The 16,023-nt window shown below is 38.3% G+C and carries 17 protein-coding genes; 6 read left to right on the forward strand and 11 right to left on the reverse strand.

From position 1 onward, the window contains the following. Window positions 1-444: 444 nt before the first annotated feature. Window positions 445-1,320 carry a LysR family transcriptional regulator gene (locus LIS78_RS06605; protein WP_028414130.1) on the reverse strand — a complete coding sequence of 292 codons (876 nt, stop codon included), beginning with the start codon at window positions 1,318-1,320 and terminating at the stop codon, window positions 445-447. A 241-nt stretch (window positions 1,321-1,561) separates the two neighbouring features. Here LIS78_RS06605 and LIS78_RS06610 point away from each other — a divergent pair, with 241 nt between their 5' ends. After that, entirely contained in the window at window positions 1,562-2,338 is a 777-nt protein-coding gene (locus LIS78_RS06610) for a hypothetical protein (RefSeq protein ID WP_034275587.1), read from the forward strand. Between the two features lie 20 nt (window positions 2,339-2,358). On the opposite strand, the gene LIS78_RS06615 is transcribed toward LIS78_RS06610, so the two are convergent. Continuing rightward, window positions 2,359-3,042 carry a GNAT family N-acetyltransferase gene (locus tag LIS78_RS06615; protein WP_195780812.1) on the reverse strand — a complete coding sequence of 228 codons (684 nt, stop codon included), beginning with the start codon at window positions 3,040-3,042 and terminating at the stop codon, window positions 2,359-2,361. Between the two features lie 144 nt (window positions 3,043-3,186). On the opposite strand from LIS78_RS06615, the gene LIS78_RS06620 reads away from it, so the two are divergent. After that, a complete protein-coding gene (locus LIS78_RS06620) occupies window positions 3,187-3,972 on the forward strand; it encodes an SDR family oxidoreductase (protein WP_252284857.1) in 786 nt (261 codons plus the stop codon). Window positions 3,973-4,008: 36 nt separating this feature from the next. Here LIS78_RS06620 and LIS78_RS06625 read toward each other — a convergent pair whose 3' ends face one another. The 5 genes from LIS78_RS06625 to LIS78_RS06645 form a co-directional block, all read right to left on the reverse strand. Continuing rightward, window positions 4,009-4,620 carry a nitroreductase family protein gene (locus LIS78_RS06625; RefSeq protein WP_025749407.1) on the reverse strand — a complete coding sequence of 204 codons (612 nt, stop codon included), beginning with the start codon at window positions 4,618-4,620 and terminating at the stop codon, window positions 4,009-4,011. Between the two features lie 153 nt (window positions 4,621-4,773). Then, window positions 4,774-5,937 (reverse strand): aminotransferase A, encoded by a 1,164-nt coding sequence (locus tag LIS78_RS06630; protein WP_252284858.1) that lies wholly within the window; start codon window positions 5,935-5,937, stop codon window positions 4,774-4,776. A 96-nt stretch (window positions 5,938-6,033) separates the two neighbouring features. Continuing rightward, window positions 6,034-6,255: an IDEAL domain-containing protein gene (locus LIS78_RS06635; RefSeq protein ID WP_013056021.1), complete on the reverse strand. Its 222-nt coding sequence runs from the start codon at window positions 6,253-6,255 to the stop codon at window positions 6,034-6,036. 203 nt (window positions 6,256-6,458) lie between these two features. Then, a complete protein-coding gene (locus LIS78_RS06640) occupies window positions 6,459-6,653 on the reverse strand; it encodes a hypothetical protein (protein WP_013056022.1) in 195 nt (64 codons plus the stop codon). 113 nt (window positions 6,654-6,766) lie between these two features. Further along, entirely contained in the window at window positions 6,767-7,366 is a 600-nt protein-coding gene (locus LIS78_RS06645) for a TetR/AcrR family transcriptional regulator (protein WP_209151215.1), read from the reverse strand. Window positions 7,367-7,663: 297 nt separating this feature from the next. Here LIS78_RS06645 and LIS78_RS06650 point away from each other — a divergent pair, with 297 nt between their 5' ends. After that, window positions 7,664-8,569, forward strand: a complete 906-nt coding sequence (locus tag LIS78_RS06650) for a chemotaxis protein (protein ID WP_252284859.1) — start codon at window positions 7,664-7,666, stop codon at window positions 8,567-8,569. A gap of 50 nt (window positions 8,570-8,619) precedes the next feature. Here the strand turns inward: LIS78_RS06650 and LIS78_RS06655 are convergent, their stop codons facing one another. Continuing rightward, window positions 8,620-9,087, reverse strand: a complete 468-nt coding sequence (locus LIS78_RS06655) for a YkyB family protein (protein ID WP_013056025.1) — start codon at window positions 9,085-9,087, stop codon at window positions 8,620-8,622. Between the two features lie 254 nt (window positions 9,088-9,341). Beyond that, complete coding sequence (locus LIS78_RS06660) at window positions 9,342-9,854, reverse strand: L,D-transpeptidase family protein (protein WP_209151216.1); 513 nt, start codon at window positions 9,852-9,854, stop codon at window positions 9,342-9,344. Between the two features lie 109 nt (window positions 9,855-9,963). Here LIS78_RS06660 and LIS78_RS06665 point away from each other — a divergent pair, with 109 nt between their 5' ends. Continuing rightward, window positions 9,964-11,490 (forward strand): Ppx/GppA family phosphatase, encoded by a 1,527-nt coding sequence (locus LIS78_RS06665; RefSeq protein ID WP_252284860.1) that lies wholly within the window; start codon window positions 9,964-9,966, stop codon window positions 11,488-11,490. 73 nt (window positions 11,491-11,563) lie between these two features. Further along, window positions 11,564-13,687, forward strand: coding sequence for an RNA degradosome polyphosphate kinase (locus tag LIS78_RS06670; protein WP_252284861.1), 2,124 nt, complete (start codon window positions 11,564-11,566; stop codon window positions 13,685-13,687). A 39-nt stretch (window positions 13,688-13,726) separates the two neighbouring features. On the opposite strand, the gene LIS78_RS06675 is transcribed toward LIS78_RS06670, so the two are convergent. Then, on the reverse strand, window positions 13,727-14,020 hold the full coding sequence (locus tag LIS78_RS06675; protein ID WP_013082274.1) for a hypothetical protein: 294 nt from the start codon (window positions 14,018-14,020) through the stop codon (window positions 13,727-13,729). A gap of 145 nt (window positions 14,021-14,165) precedes the next feature. Next, a complete protein-coding gene (locus tag LIS78_RS06680) occupies window positions 14,166-15,032 on the reverse strand; it encodes a metallophosphoesterase (protein ID WP_013056030.1) in 867 nt (288 codons plus the stop codon). A 171-nt stretch (window positions 15,033-15,203) separates the two neighbouring features. Between LIS78_RS06680 and fadH the strand changes: the two genes are divergently transcribed. Continuing rightward, on the forward strand, window positions 15,204-15,968 hold the full coding sequence (gene fadH / locus LIS78_RS06685; protein WP_209151219.1) for a 2,4-dienoyl-CoA reductase: 765 nt from the start codon (window positions 15,204-15,206) through the stop codon (window positions 15,966-15,968). The last annotated feature ends 55 nt before the right edge of the window (window positions 15,969-16,023 follow it).

The following is a 16,023-nucleotide window of genomic DNA, read 5'->3' on the forward strand; positions in this document are numbered from 1 at the left end:
TTATAGCTAAAAGAAATCTCTTTACAAATGCGTTGGTAACCTTTTCAAAAAAGAGTTTGTGAAATATAAGGTCTAATTATTTAATAAAAGGCAATCAAAAAAAGAGATTGAGACATGCCTACATCAATTCAATCTAAAGACGAACCAATGGGATAAATGATTTAGTATGAATGACTTGTTACACCGCTGTTGATTTCCGTGCTAGTCTTCGCTTTCCGCGGGCGGCCGCTGCGCCTCCTCGTCGCTTCCGCTCCCGCGGGGTCTTACCTATTCAGCTTTTCCCGCAGGAGTCTTCGTCTTGCTCTCCAATCAGCAGCTAAAAGCCGCTACATATATGAAACCTACGTTCACCGCCATCATGAAAAAAATCCGAACGAGTTTGATTCTCCATCAAGAATCAAACTCGTTCGGATTTTTAATTAAACTACTTTTGTCTCAGCTTTGTTAAACTGTACTTTTAATATAATCAATAAAAGCCTGTGTAGCATAAGAGATATATCGATCTTTTTTAACGATTAAAGCAATTTCCCATGGAATAGCATTCTCTAGATTAATTACTTTCATATGCTCCAAATCAAGCTTTTCACATAATGAATAAGGGAAAAGAGCAATGCCGAGATTAGCAGCTACCAGCTCTCCAATGAAGTCCCACTGAGAGCTTTTAAAAGCAATATTAGGTGTAAATCCATTTTTTAAACATTCGTTATAGACCATTTCATGCATGGTGAAGTCTTCATGAAAGGAAATAAGCGTTTCGTCTTTTAACTCTTTTAATGAAATCGTAGAATGCTGAGCCAACGGATGAGATTTATGGACAACAAGCTGCAGCGTTTCTCGAGCTAAAGGAGTCGTAAAAAACATGTTTTCATCCACTGGAAGTAAAACTACGCCCACGTCTACTTCTCCTTGTTCCACAAATTTTTGCATTCTTTTAGCGCCATATTCCACTAATTGAATATGAATCTCAGGGTATTGCTCTCGAAATGCTTTAATAATAGTAGGAAAAAACAATGTACCAATAATAGGGGGAATGCCTATTTTAATGGTTCCTCTTTTTAAATGCATTAAATCATAGAGAGAATCCGATAAATCTCGGAGAGAAGATAAAATGCTTTCAGCTTGCTCGTACACGATCATTCCTGCATCGGTAAGCTGAACTTGTTTGCCAGCGCGATCAAACAAAGGTGTGCCGAGTTCTTCTTCTAATGATTTAACCATTTTACTGAGAGAAGGTTGAGAAATATGTAGCGCTTCAGAAGCTCTTGTGAAATTTTTATGTTTAGCCACTTCTGTTAAGTAATGCAAATGGCGAACATCCATTTTGTATACCTCCGTGTTCATACATGCTAAATAATAAGATACACACATTCTACCACATTCACAAACAGCTCTATACCTTTCTTTTCTATCAATTGAAATGATCAGTAGAAGAGGTAGTGAATACGAAAGAAATTGCCAACAATATATATTTACACATTGTTTATTTTAGAAGTATAATATATAAATCAGTAGAACGGTTACATATCGATCACAGAATCAATCAATAAGGTGGTTAGAACGGTTGAGTAAAGCAGATGAAATAAGAGATATCGTTTATATTAATGGCCATGTAAATAAAAAATGCTTTATTACATATGGAATTGAATTTAAAGAGTTTTATCATTCCCTTCCTACGCCGCTTGCAAATATATTATTGTTAAAGCACGGTTTTGAAGACAGTGATTACCATTACCAAACCCATATGGACTACGTAGAAGAAGAACAAATTCATCTTTTAGCAGAGGATGATGTTTATAATTATGGCGATTTTTGTTGGATTGATTTTGAGGATATATCTTCGTTGGATTTGTTAGAACCTCAAGATATTGCAGCGCTGCTGTATTTAGGTCATTTAAAAAAACCGCTCAATTCGCCATTTAATAATAAACTCGGTAATCAATTTGTTTATTTAGCTCATGATGATGGATTTTATAACAAAATCTATTTTCGAGACGTGTATGATATGAAGCATATTTTAAGCCGAATCATTCCGTTAAAAATGTCAGCAATTAAGCAAAAAAGATTTGTATTTAGAAGGAAGAAGTTAGAATATCCAATATTGCCGCTCGTTTTAGCAAATACGCTTCTTACTTTAACGAATGACGGTTTGTTTATTGATTTTGAACACATGGTGCAATCCCGTAGAGATATTAAAATTCCTTTGTATACAATCGGTGATTTTGACGACATGAATGAAATGTATAATGATCGGTTTGAGCACAAAGAGATGAGTAAATTGCAGGCGCATCTTGTTCTCACTCATAAAGAACTAGAGTGGAGCATTGAAGAAGTTCAATAATCTAAAAAGCACGCAGCTGATCAGCTGCGTGCTTTTTGAATAGCCGTATAAAATGGATTTTTCCATTCCATTAGTACGGCGTAGTTGTGTGAATCTTCATCTTCAATATAGTTTGCTGCGAGACCAATAGGCGTTCTGCCACAGCGCATTAAAAAGGTCATAACCGGGTCGTAGAGAGTTCCGGCTGATACAAGGTTCATGTATTCAACGGGCGTGTACAAGGAAGACACTGATGCGTATCCAGGGATGCGGCACCCGCCGAGCAGCCTTTCTAACTTGTAATGAATCACAACTTCATATAAAGACTGCAAAAGCAGCTTCCCAAGCCCCATCGATCGATGTGAAGGAGTGACGCATACGTCCACTACATAAAGCGTATTACCAGAAGGGTCGTGCGTATGAATATATCCGCTTCCTGTTACTTCATCCCATGTGTGAGCCGCATTTCCTTCCACTGAAACAATCGCGCTTGTGATAGATCCGCATATTGTCCCGTCTATCTCCACGCATAGCGCTCCATCCGGAAAAAGGGAAACATGGTTATTTAACTGATCTTTGCTCCATAATAATTCAGAAGGGAAAGGAGCGGGAAAACTTTCTTCTTGAATCCGAATCAACTCATCGAAGTCATTTGATGTATATGATCGTACCGTACATGTTACAGGCTTATTTTGATGAAAGACAAAGCATTGCTTTTTATACACTGCTTTTTTGCCTCCTTTAAGAAATAATTTTCAGATAATTAAGTATACCATATGGAAAAAAGAAATTATTTCATATTTATTGAAGAATTTAACGAGAACGTGATAAAGTTAAAAAGATTCGAACTATTAGACGAGGTGAAAGAAATGGATGTTGAATTAAAAGGAAAAACAGCGCTTGTATTTGCGGCCAGCCAAGGGCTTGGCAAAGCGATTGCTGCCAGGCTCGCAGAAGAAGGCGCAAACGTTATGATTGCAAGTCGTTCAGAAGAGAAACTAGCCCAAGTAGCGGAAGAGATTTCATATCTTGGAAGCGGACAAGTGTTACATAAAACGGCAGATGTCACGAAAACTCAAGACATTCAAGATGTTATTCAATATACAGTAGATACGTTTGGAACCATTGATATTTTAATTAATAATACAGGAGGTCCTAAAGCAGGAAGCTTCCTTTCGTTAACAGATGAGGATTGGAAGCATGCATTTGAGTTAAATCTCCTCAGCTATATTCGTATCATTCGTGAGGTAGTGCCCGTTATGAAAAAGAGCGGAGGGCGTATTGTCAATATTGCTTCTTCTTCCATTAAAGAGCCAATTGCTGGGCTGATTTTATCCAATACATTCCGTACCGGAATCGTGGGACTTACCAAAACACTTGCTTCAGAACTAGCAGAGGACGGTATCTTAATTAACACGGTTGCGCCAGGAAGAATTGCAACAGACCGAGTGAAAGAGCTAGATACCATTCGTGCTGAAAAATTGGGAGTAGACGTTTCAGAAATTGAAGAAGAGATGAGAAACCAAGTTCCTCTTAAGCGCTACGGTCAGCCTGAAGAGTTTGCTAAAGCCGTTGCTTTCTTTGTCTCGGGAGCGAATTCATATATGACAGGCCAGTCATTTCTAATCGACGGAGGCATGGTGAAATCCATTTAGTTACATAGAAAAACCCTGCAGCTGCAGGGTTTTTTGTTAAATCCAAGTTGTAACTTGATCTAATGGTAAACGATCGCTAGCGTGTGCTTCTTTAGCCGCTTTTCCAACTGAGATAAGCATAACCGGAATGTATCGATCCTCAATCTTAAATTCTTCTACAAATTTTTGAGCGTTAAATCCGCCCATTGAGCAAGTGTCTAATCCTTTTGCTTTTGCTGCAAGCATGAATGTCATAGATGCAAGAGAAGCATTCGTAAACGCTGCATCGCGGGCAAAAGCACCGTTTTTATAAGCGCCATTAATTTGTCCTGACAAGATATTTTTTACGTCTTCTGTCATGTGACCTGCTTCGACTAGTGGGTTGTACACGTCATCTACATTTTTATTGGCTTCTAAATCGCCTAAGACAGCTACTACAGCGCCTGCTTCTGTAATTTGTTTTTGGTTGTAAGCAATTGGAAGTAGACGTTCTTTCGCATCTTGGTCTGTAATAACAACGAAATGCCAGTGCTGTAAGTTCCAAGCTGATGGTGACTTCACTGTTGCTTCTAAAAGTTCCGTTAATTCTTCTTTGCTTAATTTAGCTGAAGAATCATATTCTCGAATCGATGTACGTTCATTTACCACATCAAAAAAATCTTTTGTCATAATAAAAACCTCCGTTAAAAGTATGTATTTCTTTAGTGAATCGATGCACATTTTATAATGATACACTATTGAAGTCAATTTATATGCTTTTAGTATACCCGCTCTTATGTGCTGTCACTCACCAAAAAAATGCATACACTTCTTCTTATCGGCTTAACGTGATTGACGAGATGTAAGATAAGCTTCAATTCGATCACAAGCTTGACGCAGCGTGTTCATGGAATACGCATACGATAGGCGTACATATCCTTCACCGTGGGAAGAAAAAGCGCTGCCGGGTACTAGTGCAACACCTGCTTCTTTTACTAACTCCAGGGCAAAATCAAATGAATTACTGTGGAAGTTCTGAATAGAAGGGAAGATATAAAAAGCACCAGTCGGCTTTTCTACGTCAAATCCCATGTTTACTAGTCGGTCATAAACATAATTCAGTCTTTGTTCGTATTCTTTTTTCATATCCACCGCATCGTTTTTACCTGCTGTCAGTGCCTCGAGTGCAGCTGCTTGAGAGACAGAAGAAGCACAGCTCACGTTGTATTGATGAACTTTTAAAACATGTTTGGCTAAATAAGAAGGAGCAAATAAAAGGCCAATTCGCCAGCCTGTCATGGAATGAGACTTTGATACGCCGTTAATAACAATTGTTTTCTCTCTCATAGATGAAATGGAGGCAATGGACTGATGTTTTTTATCAAAAACGAGCTCGCTGTATATTTCATCAGATAGTACAAAAATATTTTTATCGCTTAAAAGAGCAGCAATTTCTTCTAATTCTTGCTGTGACAACGTCACGCCTGTAGGATTAGACGGATAAGGTAAGATGACGCATCTTGTTTTAGACGTCAAATGTTGTTGGATTAAATCCGCTGTTAGTCGAAATCCTGTTTCGGTTGTATCAATATGTACAGGTTTAGCGCCGTTTAACCGGATAAGCGGTTCGTATCCTGGGTAAACAGGTCCAGGTAAAATAACTTCGGAATCTTCTTCTAAAATGGTGCGAAGAGCAATATCAATTGCTTGACTAGCTCCGATGGTCACAATAACTTCATCAGCTGGGTTATAGTGCAAGTCATATTTTTCTTTGACAAATTGAGCTGCTGCCTCGCGTAGTTCTATCGTTCCAGCATTGTGGGTATAAGAAGTTTGGTTATCATCAATTGCAGATTTTGCCGCTTCTTTTACATGTTGTGGTGTTAAGAAGTCAGGTTGTCCAATTGTGAGGGATAAAACATCTTGATAGTGTGAGACCATATTATAAAATGTACGTATTCCTGATAATTCAATTTCTTTGACACGTTTATTGATTAAGTGCTCCATGGTTTCAAATCCTTCCGTGTATTTTCAACTCATTTTATCACAATGAAAATAGGTAAAAAACCACTATTTGCGCATTTTGCAAATAGTGGTTTTAAGTTAGGTGTTATATAGCTTATTATAAGCAGTTGTTAATTCATAAAATTGTTCTTCGTCTCTGTTATCTAACGCATCGTCGATAAGAGATTTCAAATGCTGTTTATTAAAGTTTGTACTCATAGTCGTTAAAATACGATCAGCTTCTTTGGCGTAATAGTGTTGGTAAGGTGTGTACTGAGATGAGTGAGGATAGTGATTCATATTTTTTCGATAAGAACTCATAACATAAACCTCCTTTTTTAAAATAAAACGCAGCTTCTATTACTTGAAATGTACCCTTTCTATATAGTTGTTAACCCTGTTTTTAGGTGCGAATGTGCTGAGGTATGTGTTAGGAAATCAGAGGTTCCTCGCTTCACGTTCAATTCTAGATTCAAAAAAATAAGCGCATAAAAAGACCTGCATATATATGCAGGTCTTGTATATTAGTCAGTGTGTATTTGGCCTTCACGCCAATAAACGGGGGAAACGTAGCCAAAATCAACTTCATGATCGTCCAATGTTACAACGCAGTGATCAGAGCCTTCTTGTTCTTTAATATCTTGATATACAGCTTCTTCTACGTTTTCAATAATGGTCATTTCATTATCGTCATTAAAAAGAATGACGGAGCCTTTCATATTACGAACACCTTCTTTTAAGATTATTCATTCACTTTGTGTAGTATAAACCGTTTTGGCTGTAGAGTCCACAGCTATCTTCGATTTCTTGTTAAAAATTTGTGAACAGGCTTTTAGGAATGAATAAGAAACCCTCTAAATAGAAGAGTAACCGACTTGTCTATTCTTTCTTGAAGGGTAGGAGAGTCGGGTTGGTTGGTACACCAGTAGAGAAGTGTGCCAAAAAAATTAAGTATAGCAATAGAAGCCATTTCTTCGGCAGGGATATCGACTATAAGTTCACCTCGGTCTTGTCCTGTTTGAAAAACTTTTGTAAAATGAGCACGCATTTTTTCAATTTGAAGAATTTCAGATTGTTGAAAGGAACTGTTAGTAATAGCAATATGAAACCAAGAACGGATTAGGTGAGGGTTCGCTTCTTCGTTTGATTGTGCTAGTAATAAAAACAGTTGTTTAACAATGGCAGCAGTTGATTCTTCTGTTTGAAGGAGCTGTTCTAATTTATAGGAGATACGGTTTGTAAAATTAATTCCAAGGTAGTGAAGAACTTCTTCTTTTGTTTTGAAGTAATTAAAAAATGTTCCCTTTGCTACACCCGCTTCATGGGTAATTTGAGACACAGTCGTTTTTTGATATCCCTGCTGTTGGAATAAAGAGATAGCTGCTTTTTGGATGCGTTTTTTTGTTTCTTCTTTTTGTAATCCTCTGTTCATAAATTACACCTCGTTTGAATAGGAGTAGTCGTTTGACTCAAGTTCATAAGCTAGTATAGAGAAGTAAAGTAGAGCAAGTAAAAAACTGAGCAGAGGATGAGACGAAAGGGATCGAAGCTCATGTTTTTATATAGTATATAATATTCTGTTAATTCGTAAAACAATATTTTATGTATATGTTTTAGGGAAAAAGGATAACAAAATAAGAAAATTTTTCTTTACGGATATAAGAGGCGGTCACTATAATAGGAAATATGGACTATTAGATAAGCAGGTGAGATGAGAGGAGTAAGTGATATGAATCGAGATAAAGGAATTTTGTTGGAAAGTGGTACAAACGAACTGGAAATTGTCGAATTTGAGATAGGAAATGTTTGGTTTGGCATCAATGTAGTAAAAGTTAGAGAGATTATTAATCCTGTATCTATTACACCTGTTCCAAATGCGCATTCTTACATAGAAGGTATTATAGAGCTAAGAGGGGAAGTTCTTCCTGTCGTTGACATAGCAAAAGCGTTAAAAATGGAACCTTCAAATACGCCGGAAAAAGATAAGTTAATTGTTACAGAGTTCAATCAGCAAAAAATTGTCTTTCATACCCATGCAGTGACGCAAATTCACCGTATTTCTTGGAAAGAAATTGAGAAGCCTTCAGATTTGTACCAAGGTTTGGAAACGCAGATTACTGGAGTGGTAAAATTAAACGGTCAAATGATTCTGCTGTTAGACTTTGAAAAGTTGATTTCTGACGTGAACCCTGATGCGGGTATTAATCAGTCGAAAATAAAAAAGCTAGGGGCTAGGGAACGCTCTAATAAAAAGATTGTCGTGGCTGAAGACTCGCCGCTGCTGCACCGAATGATTGAAGATACTCTTGCACAAGCAGGTTATGAGAACACGGAATTTTTTGAGAACGGTGAGGAAGCATGGAACTATCTAAGCTCGGTGATCGATGAAGGAGTGGAAATCAGTGATCAAGTCCAGCTGCTTATTACAGATATAGAAATGCCGCAAATGGATGGGCATCATTTAACTAAAAAAGTGAAAGAAAATCCTCAGCTTTCTATACTTCCAGTCATTATCTTCTCTTCTCTTATCACAGAAGATTTACGTCACAAGGGAAAGATGGTAGGAGCGGAAGGACAAGTAAGTAAGCCGGAAATCGGAGAGCTTGTTGAGTTGATCGATCTCTATATTTTGTAGGATCACAAAAAAGTGCCTGAAAGCAGATTGCTCCACTTCAGGCACTTTTTTTAAAAATAACTTTTACCCAGCGGTTTAAACACAGGTGCTTGCCGTTTTCTTGGAGTCGAAACAGGGCTTTTGGCCGGCTGTACGAGATGACCCGTATATTTAGATAATAAGCGCTTCGCATAAGATAATGACATAGTCGTTTTGGGATTTCGATACTGATGGTTTAAATGGCCGAGGTGTGATAACTCTTTGAAGTCTTCTTTCTTTGGAGGCATATGGAAAAAGTAGTCTCCAACTGATACAAGTACATCTGATTTTTGTTGACTTTTACCAGGGTTTGGCGAAAAGTGAAGTCCTTCTTTTTTTGCTTTTCCTTCTAAAATTAGTTGATCTAATGCAATTTTCTTTAACGTATATAACTGCTTAGGATCAGGAGCAGCTTTTGCGTGACGATTTACAGTGAAAATAGCTTGTGCAATCTCAGATACAGACGGGGTCAAAGAGCCTTGTCCATTTGCTTGAGACATACGTTCACTCCCTTTCTATCATATCAGCTGTTCAACCTATAAGGTGAAAGCTGATACGTTCATTATAGCGTGTCTTGTCCCATTTGAAAATAATTACACGAAGAAGTATTTTGGTAATTAATGAAATTTCCTATGTATAGGGTTTGTTTTGTTACGCTTCCTTATACAAGTAAAGTGGAACAGCACGCCATACTTTCTATTTTTTAAAAATGCTGCTCGCACAGTTAAACAATCATTGATTAGAAAATCCCGAACTATTGAGCCATTCGTCGAGAAGGTCGAATATAAACACCAGTACCATTTGGCACAATTTGAGCCAGCTCATTTACTTGGGCATTATACATGCGAATGCATCCTTTGGATACGGCTTTTCCAATAGAACTTGGATCATTTGTTCCGTGAATGCCATATGACTTTTTAGACAAGCTTAGCCACATTGTCCCAAAAGGCCCCCCGGGATTTGGCTCCCGGTTAACGATAACAAAGTCTCCAGTAGGGGTTGCGCTCAGCATTTTTCCTGCTGCAATGGGATAGACTTTTTGTATGATATTATTTCTTCGTAATTCAAGCTGTTTTTCAGCAATGAACACGTGGATCGTGTAAGGAATGAGCTCTTTATCAGGGAGGTTTGGAATGACGATTACTTGCCCAGGCTTTAGTGTACTATGGCTTGTAAAAGGATTAGCCGTCCACAGGTCTTCAACCGGAATCCGGTAGTCACCTGAAACGCTTTGCCAGGTTTCACCGCGCTTTACTATATATCTCATTAACTTCGCTCCTTTTATATATGACTATGTTGTAACAGTATACGATTGAAAAAAGTAAAAGTGACTTTTGTGAGCATAAAGTTATTTTGAAAAAGGTGTTGAAATTACATTGACTTATAAGTATGGACTGATTGATATAGGTTCAAATACGATACGCCTTGTTATTTATGAATACAAAAAAGGCAGAGGGTTTAAGCAAATTGAAAACGTGAAAGTAGCTGCACGGCTTCGAAATTATTTAAGTAAAGAAGGAGTGTTAACGGCTAAAGGAATATATACCTTGCTTGATACGCTTAAAACGTTTGGAGTTATTACCAAGCATCATCAGCTGCCGCACGTTACCTGTGTGGCCACAGCTACCATCCGTCAAGCGGCTAATGCAGAAGAAGTTCTAGCGCTTGTAAAAAAAGAAACGGGCTTTTTTATTCAACTATTGTCTGAATATGAAGAAGCGTATTACGGCTTTGTTGCAGTTATTCATTCCACTTCGATCGAAGAAGCCATTACAATTGACATTGGCGGGGGAAGTACGGAAGTTACGTATTTTCGCAGTCGAGAGTTAGTGAAGTACCACAGCTTTCCATTCGGTGCCTTATCTCTGCGTCTGCAGTTCGTCAAAGGCAATATTGCCACTGCAGAAGAAAAAGTGAAAATCCGCGATTTCGTGATCCGGCATTTCCATACTGTCCCGTGGCTTTTAAATCGTCAAGTTCCGATTGTAGCAATTGGAGGAAGTGCAAGAAGTGTGGTGCAACTGCATCAAGGTTTTATCCACTGCCCTCTCGCCGGGCTGCATCAATATGAAATGAATTTAGCTGATATATTGCATGTGAAATCTGCTATAGGCTCATTGTCTTATCACAATCTTCAAAAGCTAGACCGCTTGTCAAAAGATCGTGCGGATACAATTTTGCCAGCGATTGAAGTATTTCAATCATTATATGAAACAGTGAACGCGACTCGCTTCATCTTAAGCCGCAAAGGCTTAAGAGAAGGGGTGTTATTTAAGGAAGCGTCTGATGCTAATATCCAGCCAATGTACCCCGATGTCATACAGCAAAGTTTTCAAGAAATAATGGAAGAGTTTGAAGTAAGTAAAGATTATGTCAAACAGCTTACGCGCACAGCTATTATGATGTTTCAGCATCTTAGGGAGCAGGGATCGGTTGATTTAAAAGAGGGTGACTTAGCGCTTCTTATAAGAGCTGCGCAAGTGTATGATATAGGAGAGTATATTGATGCGGAATCAAGCAGCCAGCATACGTTTTATGTGCTTGCTAATCGTACAATAGATGGAATCTCACATAGAGAACGTTTAAAGCTGGCACTTGTTTCTTCATATAAAGGGAAGTCTTCTTTTAGGCAATATGTTGCTCCTTTTAAAAAGTGGTTAACAAAAGAAGAACAAAAAAAAGTTCAGCTGCTCGGTGCGGTTTTAAAAATAGCTGATGGTTTACATGCAACAAAGCGAAATGTTGTTCAACATATTGATATGAAAAGCGATGAAAACACAGTTACCATTAAACTATTATGTACAAAAACCTTTCGTCCTGAACAATATCAGGCTGAAAAACAGAAAAAACATCTAGAAAAAGTAGTGAAAAAAAATATTGTTCTTGAATTTACTAAGCTTTAGAATAACGCTGGATCGGTTAGAATATTCAGTATAGCTAACTAGATTAAATCCATTATCCTGGAAGGTGAGGCTAATGTTAGAAAGTAATCGCACTTATAAGCAAACCATACAAGTGGCCGATTCAGCTTATTACAATAATCGTGAATTGAGCTGGCTGGCCTTTAACAAGCGGGTGCTGGAAGAAGCAGTAGATACGAAAAACCCTTTGCTTGAGCGGTTTAAATTTCTAGGGATTTTCAGTTCGAATCTGGATGAGTTTTTTATGATTCGGGTAGCCGGATTAAAAGATCAAGTGAAAGCTGGATTTAGCAAACCTGAAAACAAAGCAGGCTTAACTCCTAAACAGCAGCTATTCTCTATCTCCAAACAAAACCACGATCTAGTCAAGCAGCAGTATGATACGTATATCCACACACTTCTTCCCGAATTACAGAAATACGGCGTGGAAATCATTACGGTTGAAAAGCTGGAAAAATCAAATCTAGATAAGCTTGAACAGTATTTTGACGAGCAAATCTTTCCCGTATTAACTCCTATGGCTATTGATACCTACCGACCGTTTCCTATGTTGATGAATAGAAGCTTGAACTTAGCAGTCGTCCTTTCAGAAAGTTTAAATGATGAGCAGCAAATTGCCGAGATAAAAGGAAGACTAGCTATCGTCCAAGTACCTTCGATGCTAACGCGCTATATTGAAATAGCCACGTCAGATTCTACCCGTCTATTTGTATTGCTAGAGGATTTGATTTCCCATTTTATTAAAAAGTTGTTTAAGGGATACCGCGTTTCTTCCGTTTCTCAATTTCAAATTACCCGCAACGCAGATATGACTATTCACGAAGAAGACGCTCAAGATTTACTAAAAGAAATTGAAGAAGAGTTACAGAAGCGAAAATGGGGAGCGGCTGTTCGGCTTGAGATTAAGAGTCCATATGATCAGGGTGTACTAGCTTATTTAAAGTCAGTACTTGAAATTGACGATGAAGATATGTATGGGATCGAAGGACAGCTGGATTTAACCAGTTTATTTTCGCTTTATAGATTACTTAAATCTACGCATGAAGAGTTGGCTGAAAAAGCCTTTATTCCTAGGCTTATAACAGAGTTACACCCGGGTCAAAATGTTTTCGACCAAATGATTCAAAGAGATATTTTGCTTCACCATCCTTATGAATCGTTTAAGCCGGTACTTGATTTTGTTAACTGTGCAGCAGACGATGAAAATGTGCTTGCTATTAAGCAAACGTTATACAGGGTAAGCGGAGATTCTCCCGTTATTAAAGCATTAAAACGAGCGGCTGCAAAAGGTAAACAAGTGACGGTACTAGTTGAACTAAAAGCGAGGTTTGATGAAGAGAATAATGTGCAATGGGCTAAAGAGCTAGAGCGGGCAGGGTGCCACGTGATATATGGAATGACGCATTTAAAAACGCATGGTAAAATTACGCTCGTGGTGAGAAGAGAAGGAGAGCATATTAAACGATTTGTTCATCTTGGTACTGGGAATTACAATGATGCGACGGCAAAGATCTATACGGATATAAGTCTTTTTACTGTCAATCGAAACATCGGGATAGATGCGGCCAATTTTTTTAATTACTTAAGTGGCTATACGCAAAAACCAGTATATCATCATTTATCCGTTGCACCATTTGAAATAAGAAATGATTTTTTGCATCTCATTGATAAGGAAATCCATTATCACAGACGGTATGGCAATGGAAGAATCATTGGGAAAATGAACTCATTGACGGATAAAATTTTAATTATGAAGCTATATGAAGCTTCTATAGCTGGTGTGACAATCGAACTCATTGTTAGAGGAACGTGCTGCTTGCGCCCTCAAATTCAAGGCGTTAGCGAGAATATAAGGGTAAGAAGCATTGTCGGACGATTTTTAGAGCATAGCCGAATCTATTATTTTCATCATAATAAACAGGAAAAGTTTTTCTTGTCATCTGCAGATATGATGACAAGAAATATGGTGAAACGAGTAGAAATTTTATTTCCTATCTTGGATACACATTTGAAAAAAAAAGTGTGGAAGTGGCTTGAAGTTATGCTTGCTGATAATGTAAAAGCACGAGAACAAGATCAAGAAGGGAATTATCATTACGTCATAAAAAAAGAACATGAGCTCTCTATTAACAGTCAAGAGATCTTTTGTCAATATGCTCTTTGCGACGACCAAGAATAACATAAAAAAAGCCGAGTGCTCGGCTTTTTAGTCATGTTATTATCTAGGAATGGGACCAACAGGACCGTATCCAGGTCCGTAGTATGTGTTATAAACAGGAGCACCGCCTCCATAGCCGGCACCAGGGTAGCCTCCTCCAGGAAATCCACCGCCATAAAACGGAACTGGATAAGGATAAGGTGGTGGACAGCACCCAGGTCTGCCTCCAAAACCGCCAACAGCTAGTCCGCCAAGCAGCCCACCAGCTAAGCCAGCAACAAAAGGAAATCCAAAAAAGCGCTCGTCACCATTTGGAATATTACGATATCCTGTATAGGGATATTGATAGTACATAATTTAACCTCCTTGTCAGTTGTCTTTGTAGTGTATGGCTGAACGGAAGCTTTTGAGCCTGGTTTATTTCTTTAAGACTAGAATTAGGCGGTCATGATCAGCTAAAAAAAGACAAAAAACATAAAAACGCCCCGTAAGGGCGTTTTTATGTTTTTTGCAAGGTGAAAAGCGTAATTTCAGGCGTAGCTAAAAAACGAAAAGGAATGCGAGTGGTTCCTAAGCCTCTATTCACATAAAGCTTCATTTTAGAATCTCCAACTTCGTACATTCCTTCAGGGTAAACCGTCCCAAAGGGCGGTGTAATCAAAGGACCGTAAAAAGGAATTTGGATTTGGCCTCCATGACTATGGCCGGAGAGCTGAAGATCTACTGGAAAAGGAGCTGCTTTGACAGCAACATCAGGTTCATGAATCATAGCAATAGAAAAGATATTCGGCTGTAATTGCCCTAGCGTTCCCTCATATTGTGGATTCCCAAGCATAATATCATCGAGTCCACAAATATGAATGTAGCTTTTATCAGGCATGGAAACCGTATCAACTTCATTTACTAGAAGTCTAAATCCTGCGTCTTCAATGGCTTGTTTGTAGATATTTGTTCCATACCCTCCATGATCATGGTTTCCATATATTGCGTATTTTCCAAGAGGAGCCTGAAGCCTCTGTAAAATTGGGGGGATTCTTTCTGGATGCGGGTATTCATTAGGTACATCCATTAAATCTCCGGTAAATAATATAATATTAGGCTTCAAATTATTTATGGTCACCATAAGCTGTTCTAGTTGTAATAAATCGTAAGAGAGTCCAAGGTGAATATCACTAAATTGTAAAATTTTTATTCCGTTAAAGCTTTTCGGAATGTTTTTAGAAGTAATTGTATGACGAACAATTTGCAGACGTCTAGGCTCAATATATTTGGCATATGTATACCCAAAAGACGTGGTGAGCAAAGACCCTAACGAAATAGACGCTAGTCCTTTCAAAAAAGATCGTCTTGTATACGTCTTTTTCATGCAAAATCAACCTATTCCTTATAGTTTTCAAGTTTTCATTATAGCATTGTTTTTTTTATCATCACAACGAGAAGTCTGCTTTTAAGTTAAATAGATAAAAGTTTCACTTTATTCAGAAAAAATAGTAAAATGATAGTTGTAAAACACTTATGTTTTGGGGAGGAAGATAAATTGAAGAACAAGGTCGTAATTGTTACTGGCGGTTCAAGTGGAATGGGAAAACATATGGCGAAGCGATTTGCAGAACAAGGTGCTCATGTGGTAATCACAGGTAGATCAGCCGATCGATTACAAGAGACAGAAAATGAAATTAAAACGTTTGATGGACAGGTACTTTCAGTGGTAATGGATGTACGCAATCCAGAAGATGTGGAACGTATGGTTCAAGAAACAGACAAGGCATTTGGACAAATTGATTTTTTAGTTAATAATGCTGCAGGCAATTTTATATGTGCAGCTGAAGACTTATCCATTAACGGATGGAACAGCGTAATTAATATCGTATTAAATGGTACATTTTATTGCAGTTCCGCAGTAGGGAAATATTGGATCGATAAAGGTACAAAAGGGGCCATTACAAACATTGTGGCTACATACGCCTGGAACGCAGGAGCAGGCGTTATTCATTCAGCTTGTGCCAAGTCAGGAGTTTTAACCATGACGCGCACGCTTGCAGTAGAGTGGGGGAAGAAATATGGTATACGGGTGAATGCGATTGCACCGGGGCCAATCGAGCGAACAGGCGGAGCCGATAAATTATTTGAGTCAGAAAAAATGAAAGCGCGTACATTAGATTCTGTACCATTAGGACGCCTTGGAACTCCTGAGGAAATAGCAGGATTAGCCAGTTTCCTATTTTCCGATGAAGCGTCTTATATCAATGGGGAATGTATCACAATGGACGGGGGACAGTGGCTAAATCAGCATCCTTTTTAAGGTTGGATACGCACTAAAAAGTACAAAGCAAACCGAGTAGGACTAGCAAAATTAT

The sequence above is a fragment of the Priestia megaterium genome (genome assembly GCF_023824195.1).
GTDB lineage: Bacteria > Bacillota > Bacilli > Bacillales > Bacillaceae_H > Priestia > Priestia megaterium_D.

Bases quoted from the DNA above. Each gene is read 5' to 3' on its own strand.
- LIS78_RS06635 (WP_013056021.1), bottom strand. From the start codon at position 6,255: ATGAGTTCTTATCGAAAAAATATGAATCACTATCCTCACTCATCTCAG.
- LIS78_RS06655 (WP_013056025.1), bottom strand. From the start codon at position 9,087: ATGTCTCAAGCAAATGGACAAGGCTCTTTGACCCCGTCTGTATCTGAG.
- LIS78_RS06680 (WP_013056030.1), bottom strand. From the start codon at position 15,032: ATGAAAAAGACGTATACAAGACGATCTTTTTTGAAAGGACTAGCGTCT.
- LIS78_RS06605 (WP_028414130.1), bottom strand. From the start codon at position 1,320: ATGGATGTTCGCCATTTGCATTACTTAACAGAAGTGGCTAAACATAAA.
- LIS78_RS06650 (WP_252284859.1), top strand. From the start codon at position 7,664: ATGAATCGAGATAAAGGAATTTTGTTGGAAAGTGGTACAAACGAACTG.
- LIS78_RS06670 (WP_252284861.1), top strand. From the start codon at position 11,564: ATGTTAGAAAGTAATCGCACTTATAAGCAAACCATACAAGTGGCCGAT.
- LIS78_RS06645 (WP_209151215.1), bottom strand. From the start codon at position 7,366: ATGAACAGAGGATTACAAAAAGAAGAAACAAAAAAACGCATCCAAAAA.
- LIS78_RS06630 (WP_252284858.1), bottom strand. From the start codon at position 5,937: ATGGAGCACTTAATCAATAAACGTGTCAAAGAAATTGAATTATCAGGA.
- LIS78_RS06675 (WP_013082274.1), bottom strand. From the start codon at position 14,020: ATGTACTATCAATATCCCTATACAGGATATCGTAATATTCCAAATGGT.
- LIS78_RS06660 (WP_209151216.1), bottom strand. From the start codon at position 9,854: ATGAGATATATAGTAAAGCGCGGTGAAACCTGGCAAAGCGTTTCAGGT.
- LIS78_RS06620 (WP_252284857.1), top strand. From the start codon at position 3,187: ATGGATGTTGAATTAAAAGGAAAAACAGCGCTTGTATTTGCGGCCAGC.
- LIS78_RS06640 (WP_013056022.1), bottom strand. From the start codon at position 6,653: ATGAAAGGCTCCGTCATTCTTTTTAATGACGATAATGAAATGACCATT.
- LIS78_RS06625 (WP_025749407.1), bottom strand. From the start codon at position 4,620: ATGACAAAAGATTTTTTTGATGTGGTAAATGAACGTACATCGATTCGA.